16 protein-coding genes and 1 pseudogene are annotated in these 20,928 nt (G+C 76.5%); 15 read left to right on the top strand and 2 right to left on the bottom strand.

The window, feature by feature from the left end; translation table 11 throughout:
- The 12 genes and pseudogenes from map to FKM96_RS05175 all read left to right on the top strand — a co-directional run bounded on the left by map (position 1) and on the right by FKM96_RS05175 (position 15,998).
- Positions 1-855, top strand: a complete 855-nt coding sequence (gene map / locus FKM96_RS05225; protein ID WP_147794345.1) for a type I methionyl aminopeptidase — start codon at positions 1-3, stop codon at positions 853-855.
- A gap of 283 nt (positions 856-1,138) precedes the next feature.
- Positions 1,139-7,252, top strand: a complete 6,114-nt coding sequence (locus tag FKM96_RS21890; protein ID WP_147794344.1) for a hypothetical protein — start codon at positions 1,139-1,141, stop codon at positions 7,250-7,252.
- Positions 7,180-7,332, top strand: a pseudogene (locus tag FKM96_RS22140) (hypothetical protein); the annotation flags it as partial. The gene FKM96_RS21890 and the pseudogene FKM96_RS22140, both read left to right, overlap by 73 nt.
- 124 nt (positions 7,333-7,456) lie before the next feature.
- Complete coding sequence (locus FKM96_RS05215; RefSeq protein ID WP_147794343.1) at positions 7,457-9,799, top strand: SdrD B-like domain-containing protein; 2,343 nt, start codon at positions 7,457-7,459, stop codon at positions 9,797-9,799.
- Between the two features lie 366 nt (positions 9,800-10,165).
- A complete protein-coding gene (gene infA / locus FKM96_RS05210; RefSeq protein WP_146838576.1) occupies positions 10,166-10,387 on the top strand; it encodes a translation initiation factor IF-1 in 222 nt (73 codons plus the stop codon).
- Between the two features lie 74 nt (positions 10,388-10,461).
- A complete protein-coding gene (gene rpmJ, locus FKM96_RS05205) occupies positions 10,462-10,575 on the top strand; it encodes a 50S ribosomal protein L36 (RefSeq protein ID WP_013117849.1) in 114 nt (37 codons plus the stop codon).
- Between the two features lie 201 nt (positions 10,576-10,776).
- Complete coding sequence (gene rpsM, locus FKM96_RS05200; RefSeq protein ID WP_147794342.1) at positions 10,777-11,157, top strand: 30S ribosomal protein S13; 381 nt, start codon at positions 10,777-10,779, stop codon at positions 11,155-11,157.
- A 93-nt stretch (positions 11,158-11,250) separates the two neighbouring features.
- Entirely contained in the window at positions 11,251-11,652 is a 402-nt protein-coding gene (gene rpsK / locus FKM96_RS05195) for a 30S ribosomal protein S11 (protein ID WP_147794341.1), read from the top strand.
- 145 nt (positions 11,653-11,797) lie between these two features.
- Positions 11,798-12,808: a DNA-directed RNA polymerase subunit alpha gene (locus FKM96_RS05190; protein ID WP_147794340.1), complete on the top strand. Its 1,011-nt coding sequence runs from the start codon at positions 11,798-11,800 to the stop codon at positions 12,806-12,808.
- A 68-nt stretch (positions 12,809-12,876) separates the two neighbouring features.
- Positions 12,877-13,413 (top strand): 50S ribosomal protein L17, encoded by a 537-nt coding sequence (gene rplQ / locus FKM96_RS05185; protein ID WP_147794339.1) that lies wholly within the window; start codon positions 12,877-12,879, stop codon positions 13,411-13,413.
- Positions 13,414-13,547: 134 nt separating this feature from the next.
- A complete protein-coding gene (locus FKM96_RS05180) occupies positions 13,548-14,288 on the top strand; it encodes an alpha/beta fold hydrolase (protein ID WP_147794338.1) in 741 nt (246 codons plus the stop codon).
- 72 nt (positions 14,289-14,360) lie between these two features.
- Positions 14,361-15,998: an HNH endonuclease signature motif containing protein gene (locus FKM96_RS05175; RefSeq protein ID WP_147794337.1), complete on the top strand. Its 1,638-nt coding sequence runs from the start codon at positions 14,361-14,363 to the stop codon at positions 15,996-15,998.
- A gap of 123 nt (positions 15,999-16,121) precedes the next feature.
- Here the strand turns inward: FKM96_RS05175 and FKM96_RS05170 are convergent, their stop codons facing one another.
- Positions 16,122-17,138 carry a YafY family protein gene (locus FKM96_RS05170; protein WP_147794336.1) on the bottom strand — a complete coding sequence of 339 codons (1,017 nt, stop codon included), beginning with the start codon at positions 17,136-17,138 and terminating at the stop codon, positions 16,122-16,124.
- Between the two features lie 107 nt (positions 17,139-17,245).
- On the opposite strand from FKM96_RS05170, the gene FKM96_RS05165 reads away from it, so the two are divergent.
- The gene (locus tag FKM96_RS05165; protein ID WP_147794335.1) at positions 17,246-17,677 is read left to right on the top strand and encodes a VOC family protein; all 432 of its coding nucleotides are present in this window, start codon (positions 17,246-17,248) and stop codon (positions 17,675-17,677) included.
- A 25-nt stretch (positions 17,678-17,702) separates the two neighbouring features.
- On the opposite strand, the gene FKM96_RS05160 is transcribed toward FKM96_RS05165, so the two are convergent.
- A complete protein-coding gene (locus tag FKM96_RS05160; protein WP_147794334.1) occupies positions 17,703-18,476 on the bottom strand; it encodes an ROK family protein in 774 nt (257 codons plus the stop codon).
- Positions 18,477-18,519: 43 nt separating this feature from the next.
- Here FKM96_RS05160 and FKM96_RS05155 point away from each other — a divergent pair, with 43 nt between their 5' ends.
- Together FKM96_RS05155 and truA are read left to right on the top strand one after the other, a co-directional pair.
- Positions 18,520-19,893, top strand: coding sequence for an ADP-ribosylglycohydrolase family protein (locus tag FKM96_RS05155; protein WP_246855213.1), 1,374 nt, complete (start codon positions 18,520-18,522; stop codon positions 19,891-19,893).
- On the top strand, positions 19,890-20,873 hold the full coding sequence (gene truA / locus FKM96_RS05150; protein ID WP_147794333.1) for a tRNA pseudouridine(38-40) synthase TruA: 984 nt from the start codon (positions 19,890-19,892) through the stop codon (positions 20,871-20,873). The genes FKM96_RS05155 and truA overlap by 4 nt, the downstream gene beginning before the upstream one ends.
- The last annotated feature ends 55 nt before the right edge of the window (positions 20,874-20,928 follow it).

Raw genomic sequence — 20,928 nt, 5'->3', positions numbered from 1 at the left:
GTGTTCGGACGCGAGAAGATCGAGCTCAAGACGCCCGACCAGGTGCTGCTCATGCGGCGTGCCGGGCTCGTGGTCGCGGACGCCCTGGCGGCGGCCCGCGCGGCCGCGGTGCCGGGTGCCACGACCGCCGACCTGGACGCCGTCGCAGCCGCGGTGATCGCGGACGCCGGCGCCCTGCCGTCGTTCCTCGGGTACTACGACTACCCGGCGACCATCTGCGTGTCGGTCAACGACGAGGTCGTGCACGGCATCCCGTCGGGGCGCGTGCTGCAGCCGGGCGACGTGGTGTCGATCGACTGCGGCGCGATCGTCGAGGGCTGGCACGGCGACTCGGCGCTCACCCTGGTGCTGCCGGACGCCGACCCGGCCGACCAGGCGCTGGCGGACCTGACCGAGCGCTGCATGTGGGACGGCATCGCCGCGCTCGCCGGCGAGGGCGGCGGGATCGCCGACCGGCTCGCGGTCGTGGGCGACGCGGTCGAGGACGCCGTCGCCGCCGCGGACTCCTCCGTCAACGGCGGGGTGCCGTTCGGCATCGTGCAGGACTACGTCGGGCACGGCATCGGGTCCGCCATGCACCAGCCGCCGGACGTGCTGAACTACCGGTCCCGCGACCGCGGTCCGAAGCTGCGCGCCGGGATGTGCCTGGCCGTCGAGCCGATGATCACCCGGGGCGGCCACGCGACCGAGGTGCTCGACGACGACTGGACGGTCGTCACGGCCGACGGCGCCCGCGCGGCGCACTGGGAGCACTCGGTGGCCCTGCACGACGGCGGCATCTGGGTGCTCACGGCCGTCGACGGCGGCGCGGCCGAGCTGGGCGCCCGCGGCGTGACCGTCGCCCCGCTGGACTGACCGGCCGCAGCACGCTCGACGAGACCCACCTCCCCACCGCGGGACGGTGGGTCTCGCCGTCCCCCGGGGTCACCCCGGCGCCCGGCCGGGAGCCACGGGGGGGGTGAATCCGGTCCCCCGGGCGGGTGCTAGCACCCCACCCGAAAGCGGACAGACCAGGTCAGAGGGGTGCTTTCACCCCATAGCGGACTCATGACGGGTCAGGTGCCCGCCGAAGGTAGGGCGTCCCCCTCTGCGCGGCGCCTCGCCGCCGCGCACCCGCGCCTGCCCCGGGAACCCGCGCATGCCTGCCTCGCTCCGCCTCCGCCTCCGCCTGCTCCTCCGCCGACCCGCCGTCCTCGCGGTCGTCGGCGCCCTGCTGGCCCCCCTCGTGGTGGCGACCACCGCCCCCGCGGCCGTCGCCGCCGCCGACCCGGTGCTCACCGTCACCGGCTTCTCGGTGACCTCCGGCGCCACGGCCCAGGCGGCCCCGCCCGCCGACCCGGAGTTCGGGTTCGACGCGGCGTACACCGCGAGCCCCGCGGCGGGCACGGTCAGCAGCACCCTGGGCTACCGGTGCGCCGGCGACGAGTCGTCCTGCGAGCACGCGACGATGGACGTGGCGCTCGACGCGCTCCGCCTGACGCAGGCGCTCGACGTCGCCGGTCTGGGCGCGACCGTGCAGTACTGGGCCGACGCCGTCGGCGGCACCGCGACCGCGGACTACGCCGCCGCGGCCGCGTTCTCCGTGCGGTTCACCAGCACCACCTCGGACGGGCTCACCGGCCTGCAGTCGGGCGTCAGCGGGGACCTGCGCCTGTCGACCCGCCTGGTCACGCCGAACGGGGGCGGCACGCAGACCGGGACCATCACCGCCACGCCGACGGCCACGGGCGGCGTCGGCGCGTCGGGCCGGGTCCGGATCACGGGCGACTTCCCGGTGAACCTGGCGACCAGCACGCAGGTCAGCTGGTCCCGTGAGGGCTGGCTCTCGGGCGTCGAGGACGGCGCCGAGACCCCGACGAACAGCGCGACCGTCGCCGGCACCCTCACCGGCGACCCGGCCGACAGCCTCACGCTCACCTGGGGCGGCAGCAACCCCGCCTCCGCCCCCGCGGCCGGCACCGTCGGGATGCTCGCCGACCTGACCGGCCTCGCGATCACGACCTGGCCCGCCGGCGCCTCCACCGCCACCGTCACCGGGTGGACCTGGACGGGGTCGGGGAGCCTCGTGCGGGTCACGATCGGCACCGCGACGGGGGCGGACGCCGCGGCGGACCTCCTCGCCGGGCTCGACGCGACCACGCGGTCCCGCCTCACCGGCCTGCAGGTCGTGTTCGCCGCGGCGACCGGGGGCCTCGTCGCCTCCGGCTCGCCCGCCACGCTGCGGGTCGACGTGCGCGAGCACCTCAGCCAGGACGCGACGCCCGTCGCGCGGACCGGCGCCAAGGCCGACTACGTCACCGCGGGCGCCGCGACCTTCTCCGCCGCCTCCGACATGAACACGCTCACCGTGACCGGCACCGCGACCACGCGGGCCGTGCGCGGCGCGGCCACCTCCGCGACCACCACCGACACACGGGGCTTCCGGATCTACGACCCGCGCGCCTACGCGGGCTCCGCGACCGCGCTCGTCGGCCTCAGCACCCCGGTGTACGGCGGCGGCTTCGTCCGCGGCACCGCGGCCGGCACCAACTGGTCGCGCCGCGCCGTGGACGCCCTCGTCGTCGAGGTCCCGGCCACCGGCGCGCAGGTCTCGGCCACGAACGCGGCCCTGGACCCCGACCTCCCCGCCCTCGCCAACCCGTTCGGCACCGGCCTGTCCTTCGCGGGCTTCGGTGCCGCGCGCGGCACCGCCCCCGGCGCCACCGACAGCGCGGACGGCTCGGGAGTCGCGGTGCAGGGCCTCACCGGCCCCGCGCGCCTCGAGCTGACCGTGCTCGTGGGCACGACCGAGCACACCGTCGACCTCGACGCGACGGCGCCGGCCGTCCCGACCGACCCGGCGGCATTCGGCCTCGCGTCCTGGTCCGAGGTCACCGGCTTCCGCGCCACCGTGCGCGGCACCGGCGCCGCGGTCCCGATGGGCGCCTCCGTCACCCTGCCCTACCTCGCCCGCACCGCGACCTCGAGCACCGCCACGACGTACGCCGTGCACACCGTCGCGACCACCCGGCTCGGCACCGACACCTCCGCCGTGACGCCGCGCACCCAGGCGAGCGGCAACCGCCCCGTCACCGCGGCCACCGTGTCCGTCGCCGTCCCGACCGTCGACGTCGCCGGCGCCAAGTACGTCGCCGAGCCGTACGTCACCCGCACCGCGGGCGCGACCGTCAACGCCGTGCTGGAGGCGACCGCCCGTCCGCTCAGCGGGGGGAGCGGGCACCTGCCCGACACGCTGACCCTCGAGGACAGCGCCGCGTCGCGCACCGCCGCCACCGGCGGGACCACCGGCGCCGCGTGGTGGACCGCGTTCGCGCCCACCTCGGTCGACGCCACCGTGCCCGCGGGCGGGTCCGCGCAGCTGCAGTACTACACCGCCACGGACCCGCAGTGGGTCGACCACACCGGCTCCATCGCCGCCCTCGGGGACACCTCCGCCTGGCGCGGCGTCCGGGTCGTCGTCACGCGCCCCGGGGGCGGGACGTTCGCCAACGGCGACCGCGCGCGCGTCCGGATCACCTTCGCCCTCCGCTCCGGCGTCACCGCCGGCACCTGGGCGGACGACGACGGCCGCACCAACGTCGCCCAGATCACCTCGTCCGCGGCCATCGAGGGCTTCGTCGTCACCAGCGCGGTCCGCCGCGTCTCCGACACGGTGCAGATGCTCGGCGGCTCGGGGACCGGCGGCTACCCCGCGCTGGTCAAGACGATGGACAACCGCGACCGGACCGAGGGCAACGGCGACGCGACCACCGCGACGCTCACCTGGGGCACCGGCGGCGAGGACCTGTCGAGCGTGACGGTCACCGACGCGAACGGCGTCACGGGCGCGCAGCAGCACCCGGCGACGGGCGCCGCCGGCAGCTTCTACGACACCCTCGACCTGTCCGGCGTCCAGCCCATCACCTCCGGCGCCGCCGCCTCGGGCGTCTACGACCCGTACCTCGTGTTCGACCGCGTCACCGACGTGCGGGTGTTCGACGTCGTGGACGACCGCTGGGAGTCGCTGGCGACCCGCGTGTGGAACGGCTCCGCCTGGGCGGACCGCACGAACCCCGCCGCGGCCCGCTCCGACGTCGCGTTCGGCGGGGCAGCCACGCAGGGTGCGTTCCCGTACGCGGGCTCGTTCCCGGGCGTGGCCGTGCAGTCGGACAGCCTGCGGGCCCGGATCGGCGGCGTGCAGCTCGTGTACGCCGCGCGCCCGGACTCCGAGCGGCAGGCCCTCGCCGCCTCCGACTGGCGACGCGGCCTGCTCGGCACGCTCACCACGGGCGCCGTCGCGACGACGGACGCGCCCGCGCGCAAGGTCGCGCTCACCTTCGCGCTGCGGGACACCTCCCGCGCGACGGGGGAGCCGGTCAACGACGCGTACACCTACACCGGCTCCGCACCCGGCGCGGTCGAGAACTCCGGCGCCGTGACCGGGACCGCGTCGTCCGACGGCTCGGCCGTGGACCTCGGCGGCCCGGTGAACCCGGTCGGCGAGCGCACCGTGACCGTGCAGCCCGCCTCGCTCGGCGCCACCGCCACCAAGACCTGGCTCCGGGACGCCAACGGCAGCCCGCTGACCGGCAGCAGCAACCTGCACGACCTCGCGCTGCCCGTCGACCCCTCGGCCGCGCCTCCGTCGGCCTGGCCCACCGCCACCCTGACCGCGACTGCCGCCAGCGCCTCCGGGACCCGGGTCGACCAGCTCGTCCTGACCGAGCCGCAGGGCATCGACACCGCCACCTCGATCGACGCCGACGCGCCGTTCGCGGCCTTCGCGATCACCGACGTCCGCGAGCTCACCGACGCGTCCGGCCTGCCGGGCGCCTCCGCCGTCGAGGTCGTCGTGTACGAGCGGGCGGCCGACGGTGCCGTGACCCACCGGACCGTCCCGCGGGCCGAGCTGCTCGACGCGGACGAGGCCGCGCTGGCCGCCGTCGTCGGCGTGCAGGTCCGGTACACCGGCCGCATCGCCTGGACGAACCAGGCCCGCCTGGTGCTCGGCACCCGGCTCCTGCCGCACAACCGGGTCTCCGGCGACGTCCCCGAGGCGAGCGCGGTCTCCGGGCAGGGCGAGGAGGTCACCGTCGCCAACGTCGCCGAGGCCCGCGTCACCGACGCGCGCGTCTGCGCGGACGAGACCCGCGGCATGTCCCGCACCCCCACCTGCGCGCCGGGCACCGCCTCCGGCACCGCCCACGACGCCGTCACCCTCCGGGGTGCCCAGCTCGAGGCGTTCCCGACCGTGGCCGTCTCGCCCGTCGACGTGCAGCGCGACGCCGCGACGCCGGCGGTCACCAGCACGCTGTCCGTGCAGAACTTCGGCCTCACCCCGGCCGACCAGCTGCTGCTCACCGACGCGGACCCGCGGTTCTTCAACGCGGTCGGCCTCCGGACCGTCGCCGTGCAGTCCGTGCCGTCCGGGGTCGAGCGCGCCGAGCTCGAGGTCCTCGTCGCCGGAGCCGACCTCGACGTCGCCGCCGACGGCAGCTACGCCGGCGCGCTGAACTGGCAGGCCTGGGGCGCCGTGGTGCCGACGGGGACGTTCGACCTCGCCGCGCTCGCGCCGCAGCACGGCGTCCAGGCGGCGGACGTCATCGGCGTCCGCGTGCGGTTCCTCGACACCGACGGCTCGACGATCCCCGCCCCCGGCCAGGGCTACGGCCGCGTCGTGCTCGCCGGCACCCTCCGCGAGGAGCTCCGCACCGGCGGCCTGCCCAGCGCCGTCGGCGCGGACGGCTGGCGGTACCAGGGCCGGGCCGAGCTGACCGCGAACCCGGGCGAGAGCGCCCGCGGCACGATCAGCAACTCCGTGACCGCCCAGGCCCTGCGCGCCGACCTCGGCTCGCAGGCGCAGACCGCCGGACCCGTCGGCACCACCGTGCACGCGGGCGCCGCCACGATCCGGGTGCAGAAGGTCGAGCTCGACGCCGCGTCCCGGGCGCCCGGCGACCTCGTCCGGTACCGGATCGCGGTCACCAACACGGCGAGCGGCACGAACGCCGCCGACCTCACCGGCCTGGTCGTCACCGACCGCCTGCCCGAGGACGGCTCGCTGGTCTACGGCGCCGCGCCCGAGGGCCAGGCCCCGGTGGTCGTCCAGGCCGCCGGCGGCGGCGCGAACCCGCTCGGCGACCCCGACGTCGCCGAGCGCGACGGCCTCCTCACCGTGACCTTCCCGGCCGACAGCCGGCTCGCGCCCGGCGCCGGCGTGGAGGTCCTGGTCTGGCTCCGCATCGCGACCGACCTGTCGACGACGTCCATCGTGAACACGGCCACCGCCGCGTCCGCGACCCGCCCCGTGCAGGCCGCGCCCACCGGCAACGACGGCGGCACCGCCTGCGCGCCGGGCAGCTACGACGCGGCCACCGCGTCCTGCCTCGCCCGCGCCGGCGCCGTCACCATCGGCGGTGCGAACGTCTACGTCTCCGAGGAGTGGGTCCGCGACGCCGCCGGCAGCCAGGGCGCCGTCCGCACCACCCCGGCGCGCGCCGGCCAGACCGCCGACTGCGCCCCGCGGGGCACCGGCGCCGACGACCGCGACTGGTACCGGTTCCCGTGCTCCGCCGTGACCACGGCCGGCTCGACGACGCAGTGGCAGGTGCAGGTCACCAGCCGCGCCACCATCGCGACCGACCGGCTCGAGATGATCTCCATGCTCCCGACCACGGGCGACTACCCGGCGATGGACGGCACCGCGTCCGGCAGCCGCGGCAGCCAGTGGCGGCCCGTCTGGGACGGCGTCGTGCCGACCCTCGTGACCGCCGCGGGCCTCCCGGCGGGCGCCACCGTCGCCGTCTACACCACCACGGCCGACTACCGGCAGGGCGGCGTCGCCGCCAGCCCCGCGTTCGACCCGGTGCCCTCGACGTGGTCCGCCACCGCGCTGACCCCGGGCCAGCAGGTGCCGGCGGCCCAGGCCGCGCGCGTGACCGGCCTGAAGTTCGTCGTGCGCTTCGCCTCCGCCGACCGGTTCTCCTCCGGCGAGTCCGTCCGCGTCCAGTGGGCGATGCGCACCCCCCGCTGTCCGGGGCGCGCGCCGCCGCCGACACCTGGAGCTCCTTCGCCTTCCGCGTGCCGGCCGACGACGCCGCCGGGCGGCCGTCCGACGTCACGTCCGTCCCGCTCAAGGCCGGCGCCCGGTTCGCCCTCGCCGCCGTCGGGGCCGACCCGCTGGTCGCCGTCGGCGACCGGGTGTGGCTCGACGCCGACCGCGACGGCCGGCAGTCCGCCGACACCGCGGCCGAGCCCGGCGTGCCCGGCGTGACCGTCGACGTGCTCGCCGTCTCCGGCGGCAGCACGACGTACGTCGCCTCCGCGGAGACCGACGCGGACGGCGAGTGGCTGGTCGACGGCCTGCCCGCGGGGACCTACGACCTCGCGTACACCCTGCCCGGCGCCCTCGCCGCGCAGTACCGGTACACCGGGGGTCGGCGCGGGCCTCGACGACACCGTCGACTCCGACGCCGTCGTGGACCCAGCCGCGCCGGCCACCGCCGTCGACGCGGGCGTGGTGCTCGGCGCCGGCGGCAGCGAGACCACCGCCGTCGGGTCCATGCCGCAGGCCTGGCAGGACGCCCACCTGGACCTCGTCGCGACCCAGGTCGACGTCTCGCACGACGCGGGCCTGCAGTGGCGGCCGCTGGCCGTCGGCGACCGCGTGTGGTTCGACGCCGACCGCGACGGCCGCCAGGGCGCCGGCGAGGCCGCCGTCGAGGGCGCGACCGCGCGCCTGCTCGGCAGCGGCGACGCCGTCCTGGCGACGACCGTCACCGGCGCGGACGGCTCGTACGTCTTCGACGCGCTCGACCCGGGCACCTACCGGGTCGAGGTCGAGCTGCCCGACGCCCTCGCCGCGCGGTGGACCTTCACGTCCGCACTCGTGGGCGACCCCGCGGGCGACTCGTCCGTGATCGCCGCGACGGCGCGCGTCGGCCGGACCGCGGCGTTCACCCTGGCGCCCGGGGCGTCCCTCGCGGCGGTCTCCGACCTGGCCGGCGACCCGGTCTGGGCCGGCGTCGACGCCGACTACGCGGACCCGACCCAGGACGCCGGCCTCGCCGAGCTGCCCGTGCGCGTCGGCGACCGCGTGTGGGTCGACGTCGACGGCGACGGCGTGCAGGACGCCGGCGAGCCCGGCCTGCCCGGCGTGGTGCTCACGCTCGCGGACGCCGCGGGCGACCCGGTCACCGACCTCGCCGGCGCGCCCGTCGGCCCGGCCACCACCGACGCCGACGGGGCGTACGCCTTCACCGGCCTGCTGCCCGGCTCGTACACCGTGACGGTCGGCGCGGCCGCCTCCGCCGCCGTGCTCGCGCCGTACGTGCCGACCGCCACCGGGGCGGGGGACCCCGCGACCGACTCCGCCGCGGGCTCCGCGTCCACGGCCGCCCCGCTCGTGGGCGGCGAGGCCGACGACACCCTGGACTTCGGGTTCCGACCCCTGTGGGCGCTCGGCGACCGGGTGTGGCTCGACACCGACCGCGACGGCGTCCAGGACGCCGGCGAGCCGTCCTTCCCCGGCGTCACCGTCCGGCTGCTCGACGCGTCCGACGCCGAGGTCGCCCGGACGGCGACCGACGCGGACGGGCGCTGGCGGTTCGACCTGCTCGAGCCGGGCACGTACCGCGTCGAGCTCGAGCTCGACGCGTCCGACGCGGCCCGCTACACCTGGACGACCCCGCGCTCCCCGGCCGCCCCGCGCGCCGACGCCGACTCGGACGTCGAGGAGACCACCCCCGGCGTCGCCCGCACCCCGGCGATCACCGTGGGGCCGGGCACCCCGGGCGTGCGCCCCGCCACCGCCGCGGACGGCCTCACCGCCGCGTTCGTGGACGACACGTGGGACGCGGGCCTCGTCGAGCGCCCCGTGTCCGTCGGCGACCTCCTCTGGTTCGACGAGGACCTCGACGGCCTGCAGGGCGGCGGCGAGCCGGGCGTCCCCGGCGTCGTCGTCGAGCTGCGGACCGCCGACGGGCGTCCGGTCACCGACGCCTCCGGCGCGGCCGTGGGACCGGTGACCACCGACGCCGACGGTGCCTACGCCTTCGACGGCCTGCTGCCGGGCGAGTACATCGTGCGGATCGACCGGATCGCCTCCGCCGACGCGCTGGCCGGCTACGCCCCGACCGTCGCGGGCGCCGGCGCCGACCGGGCGCTCGACTCGTCCACCTGGACGGCGACCTCCCAGGTCCTCGTCGGCGGGGAGTCCGACACGACGCTCGACTTCGGCCTCGTCCTCGCGGACGACGTGCAGCTCGCGCTGCGCAAGGTCCCCGTCGCGCGGACCGCGGACAGCATCACGTGGGACGTCACCGTGATGTCCACCGGCACCCAGGACGCCTACGCCGGCTTCACCGTCGTCGACGCCCTGCCCGGGTCGCTGGCCTTCCGGTCGGCCTCCGGCACCGGGTTCGCGTGCGTGGCCGTCGACCGGGTCGTGACCTGCGACCACGACGGCTCGCTGCCGGCGGGGGAGTCCGCCACCGTGCGGATCGTCACCGGTCTGACCGCCGCGGGCGCCGACGTCACCAACACGGCGACCGTGGACGTCGACGGGCGCGGCTACCGGTTCGAGGTGCTCGCCGCCGAGGACGTGGCGTGGAGCGAGCCCGTCGAGCGCACCGGCGGCGCGACCGTCACCGCGCCCGGCGGCGACCTCGCCACCACCGGCTCCGACGCCGCGTGGCCGCTCGTCGCGGCCGGCGTGCTGCTCGCGCTCGGCGCGGCGCTGATCGCGCTCGCGCAGGGCCGGCGCCCGGTGCGCGGGGTGCGGGTGGCGTCCCCGGGGCGGCGGAACCGGCACCGGGCCTGACGAGGGCCCGGGACGGCGGAGCCGGCACCGGGACCGACGAGGGCGGCGAGGCGCCCGTGGCGCGCGGGAAGAACCCGCGCGCCACGGGCGTTGACCCCGTCGTGCCCGGCACCGGCGCGTCCGCTTGACGGACCGCACCGCGTTTCTCGGACGCCGCCGGATGGCGTATGATCGTCCGTTGGGTGTGCGCCCTCGCGCTGTCGCACGTCCCGCCCGAGCCGACCGCACCGCGGTCGCGCGCGTGCGGGCCGGTCGCCGGACGTCAGGACCAGGGCACGTCCACCACGTCCGCACCGGACCCGTCGGCACCGCCGGGGGGAGACGACGGCGTGGACCGGCAGTTCAGGACAAGAGTTAGCGGAGGACATGGCGAAGAAGGACGGTGTCATCGAGATCGAGGGCAGCGTGATCGAGGCTCTCCCCAACGCGATGTTCCGCGTGGAGCTCACCAACGGTCACAAGGTGCTCGCCCACATCTCGGGCAAGATGCGCCAGCACTACATCCGGATCCTCCCCGAGGACCGGGTGGTGGTCGAGCTGAGCCCGTACGACCTGTCCCGCGGGCGCATCGTCTACCGCTACAAGTAACCGACCGAACGAGCATCGCCGTCGGCCTGCGTCCCGCGAGGGACCACGGCGCATCGGCGGCGGAGGAACAGGCCATGAAGGTCAAGCCCAGCGTCAAGAAGATCTGCGACAAGTGCAAGGTGATCCGCCGGCACGGTCGCGTCCAGGTGATCTGCGAGAACCTGCGCCACAAGCAGCGCCAGGGCTGAACGCCCTGCCGCTCGGGACGCACCTGAGCAGCACCGCCGCCGGATCCTGACGGACCGGCACCAGCGCATCGCCGAACCGGCAGCGCACCCGCCACGGCGGGTCGCCACCGGTGAACCCCCGGCTCGGAGGCCGGGGCCCGCAGACCCGCGGGAGGACGGTGCGGCAGACCTCCGATCGAAGTCCAAGGAGCCGAAAGGCACATGGCACGTCTTGTCGGCGTCGACCTCCCCCGCGAGAAGCGGCTCGAGATCGCGCTCACCTACATCTACGGCGTCGGCCGTACCCGCGCCCAGCAGACCCTGGCCGCGACCGGCATCAGCCCGGACACCCGCGTCAAGGACCTGGACGACTCCCAGCTCGTCACCCTCCGTGACTACCTCGAGGGCAACTTCAAGCTCGAGGGCGACCTCCGCCGTGAGGTCGCCGCGGACATCCGCCGCAAGGTCGAGATCGGCAGCTACGAGGGCCTGCGTCACCGCCGCGGCCTCCCGGTGCGCGGTCAGCGCACCAAGACCAACGCGCGCACCCGCAAGGGCCCGAAGCGCACCGTCGCCGGCAAGAAGAAGGCCGGCCGGAAGTAACCCGCCCGCGGCCCGCCGGGCCTGTCCACGGACAGCCGCCCGCGCCGCGACGGGGCACCGACCTCACGACCAGCAGCGAGAGAGAACGAGCACATGCCTCCCAAGACCCGCAGTTCCGTGCGCAAGCCGCGCCGCAAGGAGAAGAAGAACGTCTCCCACGGCCAGGCGCACATCAAGAGCACCTTCAACAACACGATCATCTCGATCACGGACCCCAGCGGCGCCGTGATCTCCTGGGCGTCGGGCGGCGACGTGGGCTTCAAGGGCTCGCGCAAGTCGACCCCGTACGCCGCGGGCATGGCCGCCGAGGCCGCCGCGCGCAAGGCCGCCGAGCACGGCATGAAGAAGGTCGACGTCTTCGTCAAGGGCCCGGGCTCCGGTCGCGAGACCGCGATCCGCTCCCTGACCGCGGCCGGCCTCGAGGTCGGCTCGATCCAGGACGTGACGCCGCAGGCCCACAACGGCTGCCGTCCGCCGAAGCGCCGCCGCGTCTGACCCGTAGCCGGGCCGCCACGGGCGGGGGAGCGATCCCCCGCCCGCGGCGGTGCCGGCCGGTCGCGCGGGTGGACCGAGACCCGCGCCGCCCAGCGAGTACCTGCGCTGCGTCATATGGCGGACGCACGCTGAGAGGAACCCCGAAGTGCTCATCGCACAGCGCCCCACCCTGACCGAAGAGGTCATCTCGGAGTACCGCTCGCGGTTCTCCATCGAGCCGCTCGAGCCCGGCTTCGGCTACACGCTCGGCAACTCCCTGCGCCGGACCCTGCTGTCGTCCATCCCGGGCGCGGCCGTGACGAGCATCCGGATCGACGGCGTGCTGCACGAGTTCAGCACGGTGCCGGGCGTCAAGGAGGACGTCACCGAGATCATCCTCAACATCAAGAACCTCGTCGTCTCCTCGGAGAACGACGAGCCGGTCGTGATGTACCTGCGCAAGCAGGGTGCGGGTGACGTGACCGCGGCGGACATCGTGCCGCCGGCCGGCGTGGAGGTCCACAACACGGACCTGCACCTCGCCACGCTGAACGAGAAGGGCAAGCTCGAGATCGAGCTGACCGTCGAGCGCGGCCGTGGCTACGTGTCGGCCAACCAGAACAAGTCGTTCGAGGCCGAGATCGGCCGCATCCCGGTCGACTCGATCTACTCGCCGGTGCTCAAGGTGACCTACAAGGTCGAGGCGACCCGTGTCGAGCAGCGCACCGACTTCGACAAGCTCGTCGTCGACGTCGAGACCAAGCCGGCGATCAGCCCGCGCGACGCCCTGGCGTCCGCCGGCAAGACGCTGGTGGAGCTGTTCGGCCTCGCCCGCGAGCTGAACGTCGAGGCCGAGGGCATCGAGATCGGCCCGTCGCCGACCGACGCGGCCCTGGCCGCCGACCTGGCGCTGCCGATCGAGGACCTGCAGCTGACCATCCGGTCGTACAACTGCCTCAAGCGCGAGGGCATCCACACCGTGGGCGAGCTCGTGGCGCGTTCCGAGGCCGACCTGCTCGACATCCGCAACTTCGGTGCGAAGTCGATCACCGAGGTCAAGGAGAAGCTGGCCGAGCTCAACCTGTCCCTCAAGGACAGCCCGCTCGACTTCGACCCCACCGCCGCCGCGTACTACGACGGCGACGAGGGCGACTTCACCGAGGACGAGCAGTACTGATGCCGGGGAGGCGGGCACGCGCACGAGCGTGACCCGCCGGCCCATCACTGGAACCAAGGAGTAACGACATGCCTACGCCCACCAAGGGTCCCCGGCTCGGTGGCGGCCCGGCGCACGAGCGGCTGATCCTGGCCAACCTGGCCACCTCGCTGTTCGAGCACAAGCGCATCACGACGACCGAGGCCAAGGCCAAGCGCCTGCGCCCGCTCGCCGAGCGCCTGGTGACGTTCGCCAAGCGCGGCGACCTGCACGCCCGCCGCCGCGTCCTCACCGTCGTCCGCGACAAGTCGGTCGTCCACGAGCTCTTCGTGGAGATCGCCCCGCAGATGGCCGAGCGCCAGGGTGGCTACACCCGCATCACGAAGATCGGCCCCCGCAAGGGTGACAACGCGCCGATGGCCGTGATCGAGCTCGTGCTCGAGCCCGTCTCCCCGAAGCAGGCCGTCGTCCGCGAGGCGACCAAGGCCGCGCAGAAGGCGGCGCCGAAGGCCGAGGAGGCCCCGGCGGAGGAGACCCCCGCCGAGGAGACCACGGTCGAGGAGACCGCGACCGACGCCCCCGAGGCCGAGGCCGCCGACACCAAGGACGAGGCCGACAAGGCCTGACCTGACGTCAGCACCGGGAGGGCCCGGGTCGCGCGAGCAGACGCTCGCGGGGCCCGGGCCCTCCCGTGTGCCGCGACGGGCCGGTTCGAGCCGGGTCGGGTGCTGCCGCGGACGGCATGGGTAGCGTGGCGGGCATGACGGTCCCCGTGGTGCTCGTGCACGGGCTGCGCACGTCGCGCACGATGTGGCGCGCCCAGGTCGAGGCGCTGCGGGCGTACGGGGTCCGGTCGCTCGCCGTCGACCTGCCGGGCCACGGGGAGCGGCGGGGGGAGCGGTTCACGCTCGACGGGGCGGTCTCCGCCGTCGCCGACGGGGTGGACGCCGTCGGCGGGCGCGCGCTCGTCGTCGGGTTGTCGCTCGGCGGGTACGTCGGGATCACGCACGCGGCGCGGCGGCCGGACCAGGTGGCGGGGCTCGTCGCGGCCGCGTGCTCGACCCGGCCGCTCGTGGCGCTCGTCGACGGGTGGGCCCTGCTCGCCCGGGGGATCGCGCGACTGCCGGACGCGGGCGCGGGGCTGAACCAGGGGATGGTCGAGCGGGTGCTGTCGCCGTCCGCGGCGGCGGACGTCGCCGCGGGCGGGTTCGCGCTCGACGTGATGGACGACGTGCTGCGCGCCATGCGGGCCGCGACGCCCGTCGAGGACCTCGCGCGGGTCGAGGCGCCGGTGTGGCTGGTGAACGGGCGGTACGACCACTTCCGGGGCGAGGAGCGCCGGTTCCTGCGCGCCTGCCGGGACGGGCGGCTCGTCGTCGTGCCGGGGGCGACGCATCTGGTGTCGCTGACGGCGCCCGTCGGGTTCACGCGGGCGGTGCTGGGGGCCGTGGACGCGGTGTCGGCGCTCGGTGAGCGGGTGCCGAGTCGTCCACAGGCGTGAGGCCGTGCCGTCGTCCCCAGGACGGTCCGGGTGGGGCGGTGGCGGGGCGGTGTCGGTTCGTAGCGTGGCTGTATGCCTGATGACCCGCTGGGGCGTATCGCGCCCGACCCCGACGACCGTGGCCGTGGTGCTGCGGTGGTCGCGGGTGCGCCGGCTGCGGGTGAGGGGCTCGGTGAGCGGTTGGACGCGATGGCGGCGGGTCCGGGGTTGCTGGCGGAGCTGGAGGCCCTCGACCTGGGGGCGTTGCCGTCGTTCGAGCTGCCCGAGGTGGTCGTGCAGGCCCGGCGGGTCGCGGCGCGTGCGCACGCCCTCGAGGCCGCCGCCGCGGCGGCGCTGGCCCGGCACCCGGACCTGCGGCACCCGGACCTGGCGGCGGTGTGCCGGTCGCTGCCCGAGGGCACCGCGTTCGTGCACGCCGACCTGGCCGCGGCCGACCTGTCCGCGCGGCTGCTGGTGTCCCCGGGCGAGGCCAAGCTGCTGATCCGTGAGGGCCGCGCCTACGCCGGTGCCCTGGCGGACACCGGTGCCGCCCTGGCCGACGGGCGGATCGAACCGGCCAAGGCGCGCGCGATCGTGCAGGGCGCCGGGGACGAGCCCGCGCACGTCGCGGCCGCGGTCGAGGCCGAGGTCCTGCCGCGGGTCGCGGGCCGGTCGGTCAAGCAGGTCCGTGCCGACGTCGCCCGGGCGTTGAACCGGGTCGACCCCGACGGGGCCGCCGACCGGCACCGCACCGCCCGCGCCGCGCGGACCGTGTCCCGGCCGCGGATCCTGCAGGACGGCATGGCTGGGCTGTGGGCCGTGCTGCCCGCGGCGGACGCCGTGCGGCTCGACGGGATGCTGGACGCCCTGGCCCGCCGGTCCCGGCACGCCGGCGACCCGCGGACCCTGGACCAGCTGCGCGCGGACGAGCTCCTGGACCGGGTCCTCGGACGCACGGCGCACCCGGCCGCGGCCGGCGGCACCGTGGCGCCCTCGCACCGCGACGGCGCCCACGAGCACCACGACGCCTTCGGGCTGGTCGCCGGCTCCGACGCGGAGCCCGCACAGGCGGAGGCTGCCGCGCCGGCGGGTGTCGCGCCCACGCGGGCGGAGGTCGCGCCCGCGCCGGCGGACCTCGTGGCCGCCCGCCCTCGGGACGGCCGCGAGGCCGGCCCGCGGACCGTGGTCCACCTGACGATGTCCCTGGGCACGCTGCTCGGCGCCGACGACGCACCCGGTGACCTCGCCGGGTACGGCCCGATCGACGCCCAGCAGGCCCGGGCGATGGCCCTGGACCTCGGATCGACCTGGCAGCGCGTCGTGACCGACCCGCTGTCCGGGACCGTCCTGGACGTCGGACGCACCACCTATCGGCCGCCGGCCGCCCTGGCCGACCACGTCCGGCACCGCGACAAGTACTGCACCGCACCCGGCTGCCCCGTGCCCGCCACCCGCTGCGACCTCGACCACACCCGCGCCTACCACCCACCCGCCGACGGCACACCAACCCGACCGCTGGGCACCACCTGCGCCCACAACCTCGGGCCGCTGTGCCGCACCCACCACCGGCTCAAGACCGCCGGCATCCTGCGCGTCCACCAACCCACCGCCGGCGAGTTCATCTGGCGCACCCCGACCGGCCACGCCTTCCGCGTCAGACCCGGCACCGACGAACCCACCCTCCACCTCGGCGCACCGCCACACCCGCCGGACCCACCGCTGCCCTTCTGAGCGGGGCGTACCCGGTGTGCAGTCCGGGGGAGGTGTCGTGGACATCGCACCGGTGGTCGCGTCGGCGTGGGTCGGTGCCGCGCCGACGTCAGCGTCGTTCGAGGAGCACGACCGTGCAGGAGATCAGCCAGGCGTCCCCGGGCGGTCCGAGGTCGCGGCGACCCGGGCGAACCGGTCGGCCAGCACGGCGCAGGCGCCGGCGAGCTCCGGCGGCTCGACCTGGAGCACCGCGACGTCGAACCGCGCGACGGCCGCGGCCAGCGCGACCCACGACCACGACCCCAGCGTGACGCGGCACCGCCCTCCGCCCACGTCCTCGACGACCCCGTCCGTCACGAACGGCGCGACGTCCGAGGCATCGGCGGCGAGGACGACCGTCCCACGGCACGGCCAGGCGCCGTCCATCGTGGCAGCGCCGCGGAACCGCGCGGCGACGAAGGCCTCGACGTCCCCACCCGGGAGCTCCCGCGGGTCGAACCGTGCCCCGCCGGGCGTGCGCGGTCGGAGGCGGTCGGCTCGGAACACCCGCCAGTCGCCGACGTCGAGATCCCAGGCGACGAGGTACCAGCGGCCGGCCCGCGCGACGACGTGGTGCGGCTCGACGCGCCGGGTCGGCGCGTCGGCGTCGGGAGTCGCGCCGGCGCCGGCCCCTGCCTGCGCCGGGCGGACGTACCCGAACCGCAGCACCTCCCGCGCCCGCACGGCCGCGCCGATCGTGGTGAGGACAGCCGGGTCCACCACCGGGGAACCCGGTCCCGCGACGACGGTGACCGGCACGGCGTCGACCCGGTGCGCGAGCCGCGAGGGAAGGACCTGCCGCACGGTCCGGAGCGCGCGTTCGGCCGCCTCCCCGATGCCCGCCCCCGAGGCGGCAGCGGCGCGCAGCGCGAGGGTCAGGGCGACGGCCTGCTCGTCGTCGAACAGCAGCGGGGGGAGGCGGGCGCCCGCGTCGAGACGGTAGCCGCCCTCGCGCCCGCGGGTGCTGGTGATCGGGTAGCCGAGCTCGCGCAGCCGGTCGACGTCACGCCGCACGGTGCGGTCGGTCACGTCGAGCCTGTCGGCGAGCAGGGCGGCGGGCCAGTCGCGGCGGGTCTGCAGCAGCGACAGCAGGGCGAGCAGCCGGGGCGCGGTCGTGGGCACGTCGCCAGTGTGCCCACGTCTTCCGGACACGACTTGTCCGGATGGGCCGTGAGAGTGGGCACGCACCGGTCGACCGGCCGGTGCACCCCCTCGACCGAGGAGCCACCATGGCCGTCACGACCACGACCCACCTGAACTTCCGAGGCGACGCCCGCGCCGCGCTGGAGCACTACCGGGAGGTGTTCGGCGGGTCGCTGAACATCGCCACGTACGCCGACGCGGGCGCCATCGTGGATCCTGCGGAGGCGGACCATGTGATCTGGGGCGAGGTCCGGGCGGCGGACGGGTTCCACGTGATGGCGTTCGACGTCCCGGGCTCGCGCCCCTGGGATCCGGGCACGGACGCGTTCTACGTGTCGGTGCGCGGGGAATCGACGGAGGAGATCGCCGCGCTCTGGGAGCGCCTCGCGGAGCACGCGGCGGGGGCCGCGGTGGTGGTCCCGCTGGGGCCGTCCGGCTGGGCACCGCTGTACGGGATGGTGCGGGACCGCTTCGGGGTCACCTGGGTGCTCGACGTCGCGGTGCCGTACGCGGGCTAGGCGGACGAGGCGCAGCCGGGTGCGGTCAGGCGTCGCCGCCCAGCTGCCAGGCCCGCACGCCGCCGACGATGCCCGCCTGGTTCGGCACGACGACGACGTCGTCGCCGAGCCGGGCGAGCACCTGCGGGGTGATCTGCCGGGAGTTCCCGCCGCCGAGGTAGAGCCGGTCCCACAGGACGACGGGCCGCAGGCCCTCGACGACCTGGCGGACGCGGCGGGACCACAGGCCGTCGCCGAGCCGGGCGCGCTGGATCTGCCCGATGTACTCGTCGTAGGTGGTCAGCCGGCGCACGGGGGCGTGGGACCACTCGAGGTGCGGGGCGAGCCGGCCGCCGTCGAACAGGGCGGAGCCGAGCCCCGTGCCCAGCGTCAGGACGAGCTCGACCCCCGTACCGGAGACGACGCCCGCACCGTGCACCTCGGCGTCGTTGAGGACGAGGGCGGGGACGCCGAGGCGCTGGGAGACGGCGGCGCGGATGTCGCAGCCGGACCAGGCCTCGACGAGCTCGGGGTCGACGCGGGTGTGCGGCCCGGACCGGGTGACGTAGTGCGGGGTGGCCACGACGACGCCGTGCCGGATCATGCCGGGCATGCCGACGGTGGCCCGCTGGAACGGCGGGAGCCGGTCGGCGATGTCGGCGATGGTGTCGACGAGCCGCGAGGGCGGCAGGGGGTACGGGGTGGGCACGCGGACGGCCGGGGCGTGCAGGGTGCCCGAGGTGTCGAGGACGGAGGCCTTGATGCCGCCGCCCCCGCAGTCGACGGCGAGGGTGTACGGGGCGGGGTCGGGCGTGGGCACCGGACCACGGTAGAGCAGGCACCCGGCCCGTACCCTCGGGGGCGTGCCCGACCAGTCCCTGCGCCCGACCGCCGCCGAGACGGAGCCCGCGACGGCCCCCGGCCCCCGCCCTCTCGACCGCGGCGTGCTCGACCGCGCCTCCGGCGTGCTGCTCGCCCAGGCGGCGGGCGACGCGCTCGGGGTGCCGTACGAGTTCACGGCGCCTCCGGCGCCCGGGGAGCTGCCGGAGATGCGGGGCGGCGGGCTCGGCCCGTACGCACCGGGCGAGTGGAGCGACGACACGCAGATGTCGGTCGTGGTGGCTCGGGTGGCGGCGCGCGGAGGCGGGCTGCGCACGGAGGAGGAGCTGGACGAGGTCGCCGCGGGGTTCGAGGGCTGGCGGACGGGTGGCGCGAGCGACGTCGGGACGCAGACGGCGGCGGTGCTCGCGGGTGCGGGTCGGCGCACGGGCCGGCCGGCCGCCCGGCTGCGGGCGGCGGCCGCGGAGCTGCACGCGGCGACGGGGCGCACGGCGGGCAACGGCGCGCTGATGCGGACGGGTGTGGTGGGCCTGGTGGCGCTGGACGACCGCGACGCGACGGCCGCGGCGGCGCGCGCGGTCGCCGAGCTGACCCACCCGGACCCGCTGGCGGGCGACTCGTGCGTGCTGTGGTCGGAGGCGGTGCGGCTGGCGGTCGGGGAGCGGCGCCTGGACGTGCACGCCGGGCTGGACCTGCTGCCGCCGGAGCGCCGCGACGTGTGGCGGAGCTGGCTGGACGACGCGGCGTCGCCGCGTCCTGCGGCGGACCTGCGCGCGAACGGGTTCACCGTGACCGCGCTCCAGGCGGCGTGGCACGCGGTGGTCCGGTCGCTGCCACCCCTGCCCGAAGGGGTGGAGGTGCCCGGGAGCGTGCACCTGCCGCTGGCGCTGGCCGCGGCGGTGCGGATCGGCGGCGACACGGACACGGTCGCCGCGATCGCCGGGGCGCTGCTGGGGGCGCGGTACGGCGGCGGTGCGGTGCCGAGGGTGTGGGCGCGTGCGGTGCACGGCTGGCCCGGGCTCGCGGGGCGACGCCTGGGCGCGCTCGGCAGGGCGACGGCGCAGGGCGGACCCGGGGTGCCGGGGACGCCCGGGGACCAGGTCTGCCCGCTGTGCGGGACGCGCGAGCCGTTCTTCGAGCGGTACGCGGGCCACGTGTGCGCCTGGTGCGCCGGGTGGGTGACGGACGCCGCGGGCCGGCCGGTGGGTCTGTACAACGAGTCGTTCACCGGCGGGTACACCGCGCAGTACGAGGACGGGACGACCGCCTCGCCGGAGGTGCTCGCGGGCGAGGTGCGGATCGACGGGCGTCGGCTGCGCGCGGCGGAGGCGCGGTTCGGCGGGATCGTGGTGCAGCTCCCCGTCGACGAGGCCCCGGACGCGGTGGTGGTCCCGTGACCTCGCCGACCCCGCCGGCCACCCCCGACGCGCCCGTCCCCGCCCCCGCCCCCGTCCGCGTCCGCGTCGACCTTGCGTACGACGGCACGGACTTCGCCGGCTGGGCCCGCCAGCCGGGCCTGCGCACGGTGCAGGGCGTGGTCGAGGACGCCCTGGCGCTGGTGCTGCGCTCGGAGCACCGCGGGGACGCGCCGCCGCGGGTGACGGTCGCCGGGCGCACGGACGCGGGCGTGCACGCGCGGGGCCAGGTGCTGCACGTGGACGTCCCGGCGGGCGCGTGGGCCGCGGTGCCCGGGCGGTCGGACCGGACGCCGGAGGAGTCGCTGCTGACCCGGCTGGGCGGGGTGCTGCCGCCGGACGTGGTCGCCACGGCGGTACGGATCGCCCCCGAGGGGTTCGACGCGCGGTTCTCGGCCGTGGCTCGGCGGTACGTCTACCGCGTCTGCGACGACCCGGCGCTGCGCGACCCGCTGCGCCGCGCGCACGTGCTGTGGACCCGGCGCCCGCTCGACGTCGAGGCGATGCACGAGGCGGCGGCCCGGGTGCTGGGCCGGCACGACTTCGCGGCGTACTGCAAGCCGCGGCCCGGGGCGACGACGATCCGCACGCTCGACGAGCTGACCTGGGAGCGGCCCGCGGACGGGCCGGACGCCGGGCTGGTGGTGGCGACGGTGCGCGCGGACGCGTTCTGCCACTCGATGGTGCGGGCGCTGGTGGGCGCGAGCCTGGCGGTGGGGGAGGGCCGGCGGCCGGTGGACTGGCCGGCGGAGCTGCTGGTCGGCGGGCGGCGCGACCCGGGCAGCGCGGTGGTCGCGGCGCACGGGCTGACGCTGGAGGAGGTCGTGTACCCGCCGGACGCGGAGCTGGCCGTGCGCCAGCTCCGGACGCGGGCGATGCGCTCGGCGGACGACGTGCACGCCGCCCCCGCCACCCGGGCCGGCGCCCCCGCGACCGGTCCGGTGGATCCCGCGGAGGAGTGACGCGGACGGCGGACGCCGGTGCCCCCGCACCCGTGCCCGCCGCCCGCCCTCACCC

The sequence above is a fragment of the Cellulomonas sp. Y8 genome (assembly GCF_008033115.1).
GTDB lineage: Bacteria > Actinomycetota > Actinomycetes > Actinomycetales > Cellulomonadaceae > Cellulomonas.
The sequence above is the reverse complement of the archived record's forward strand: the minus strand, read 5'-3'. Positions and strand labels throughout refer to the sequence as shown.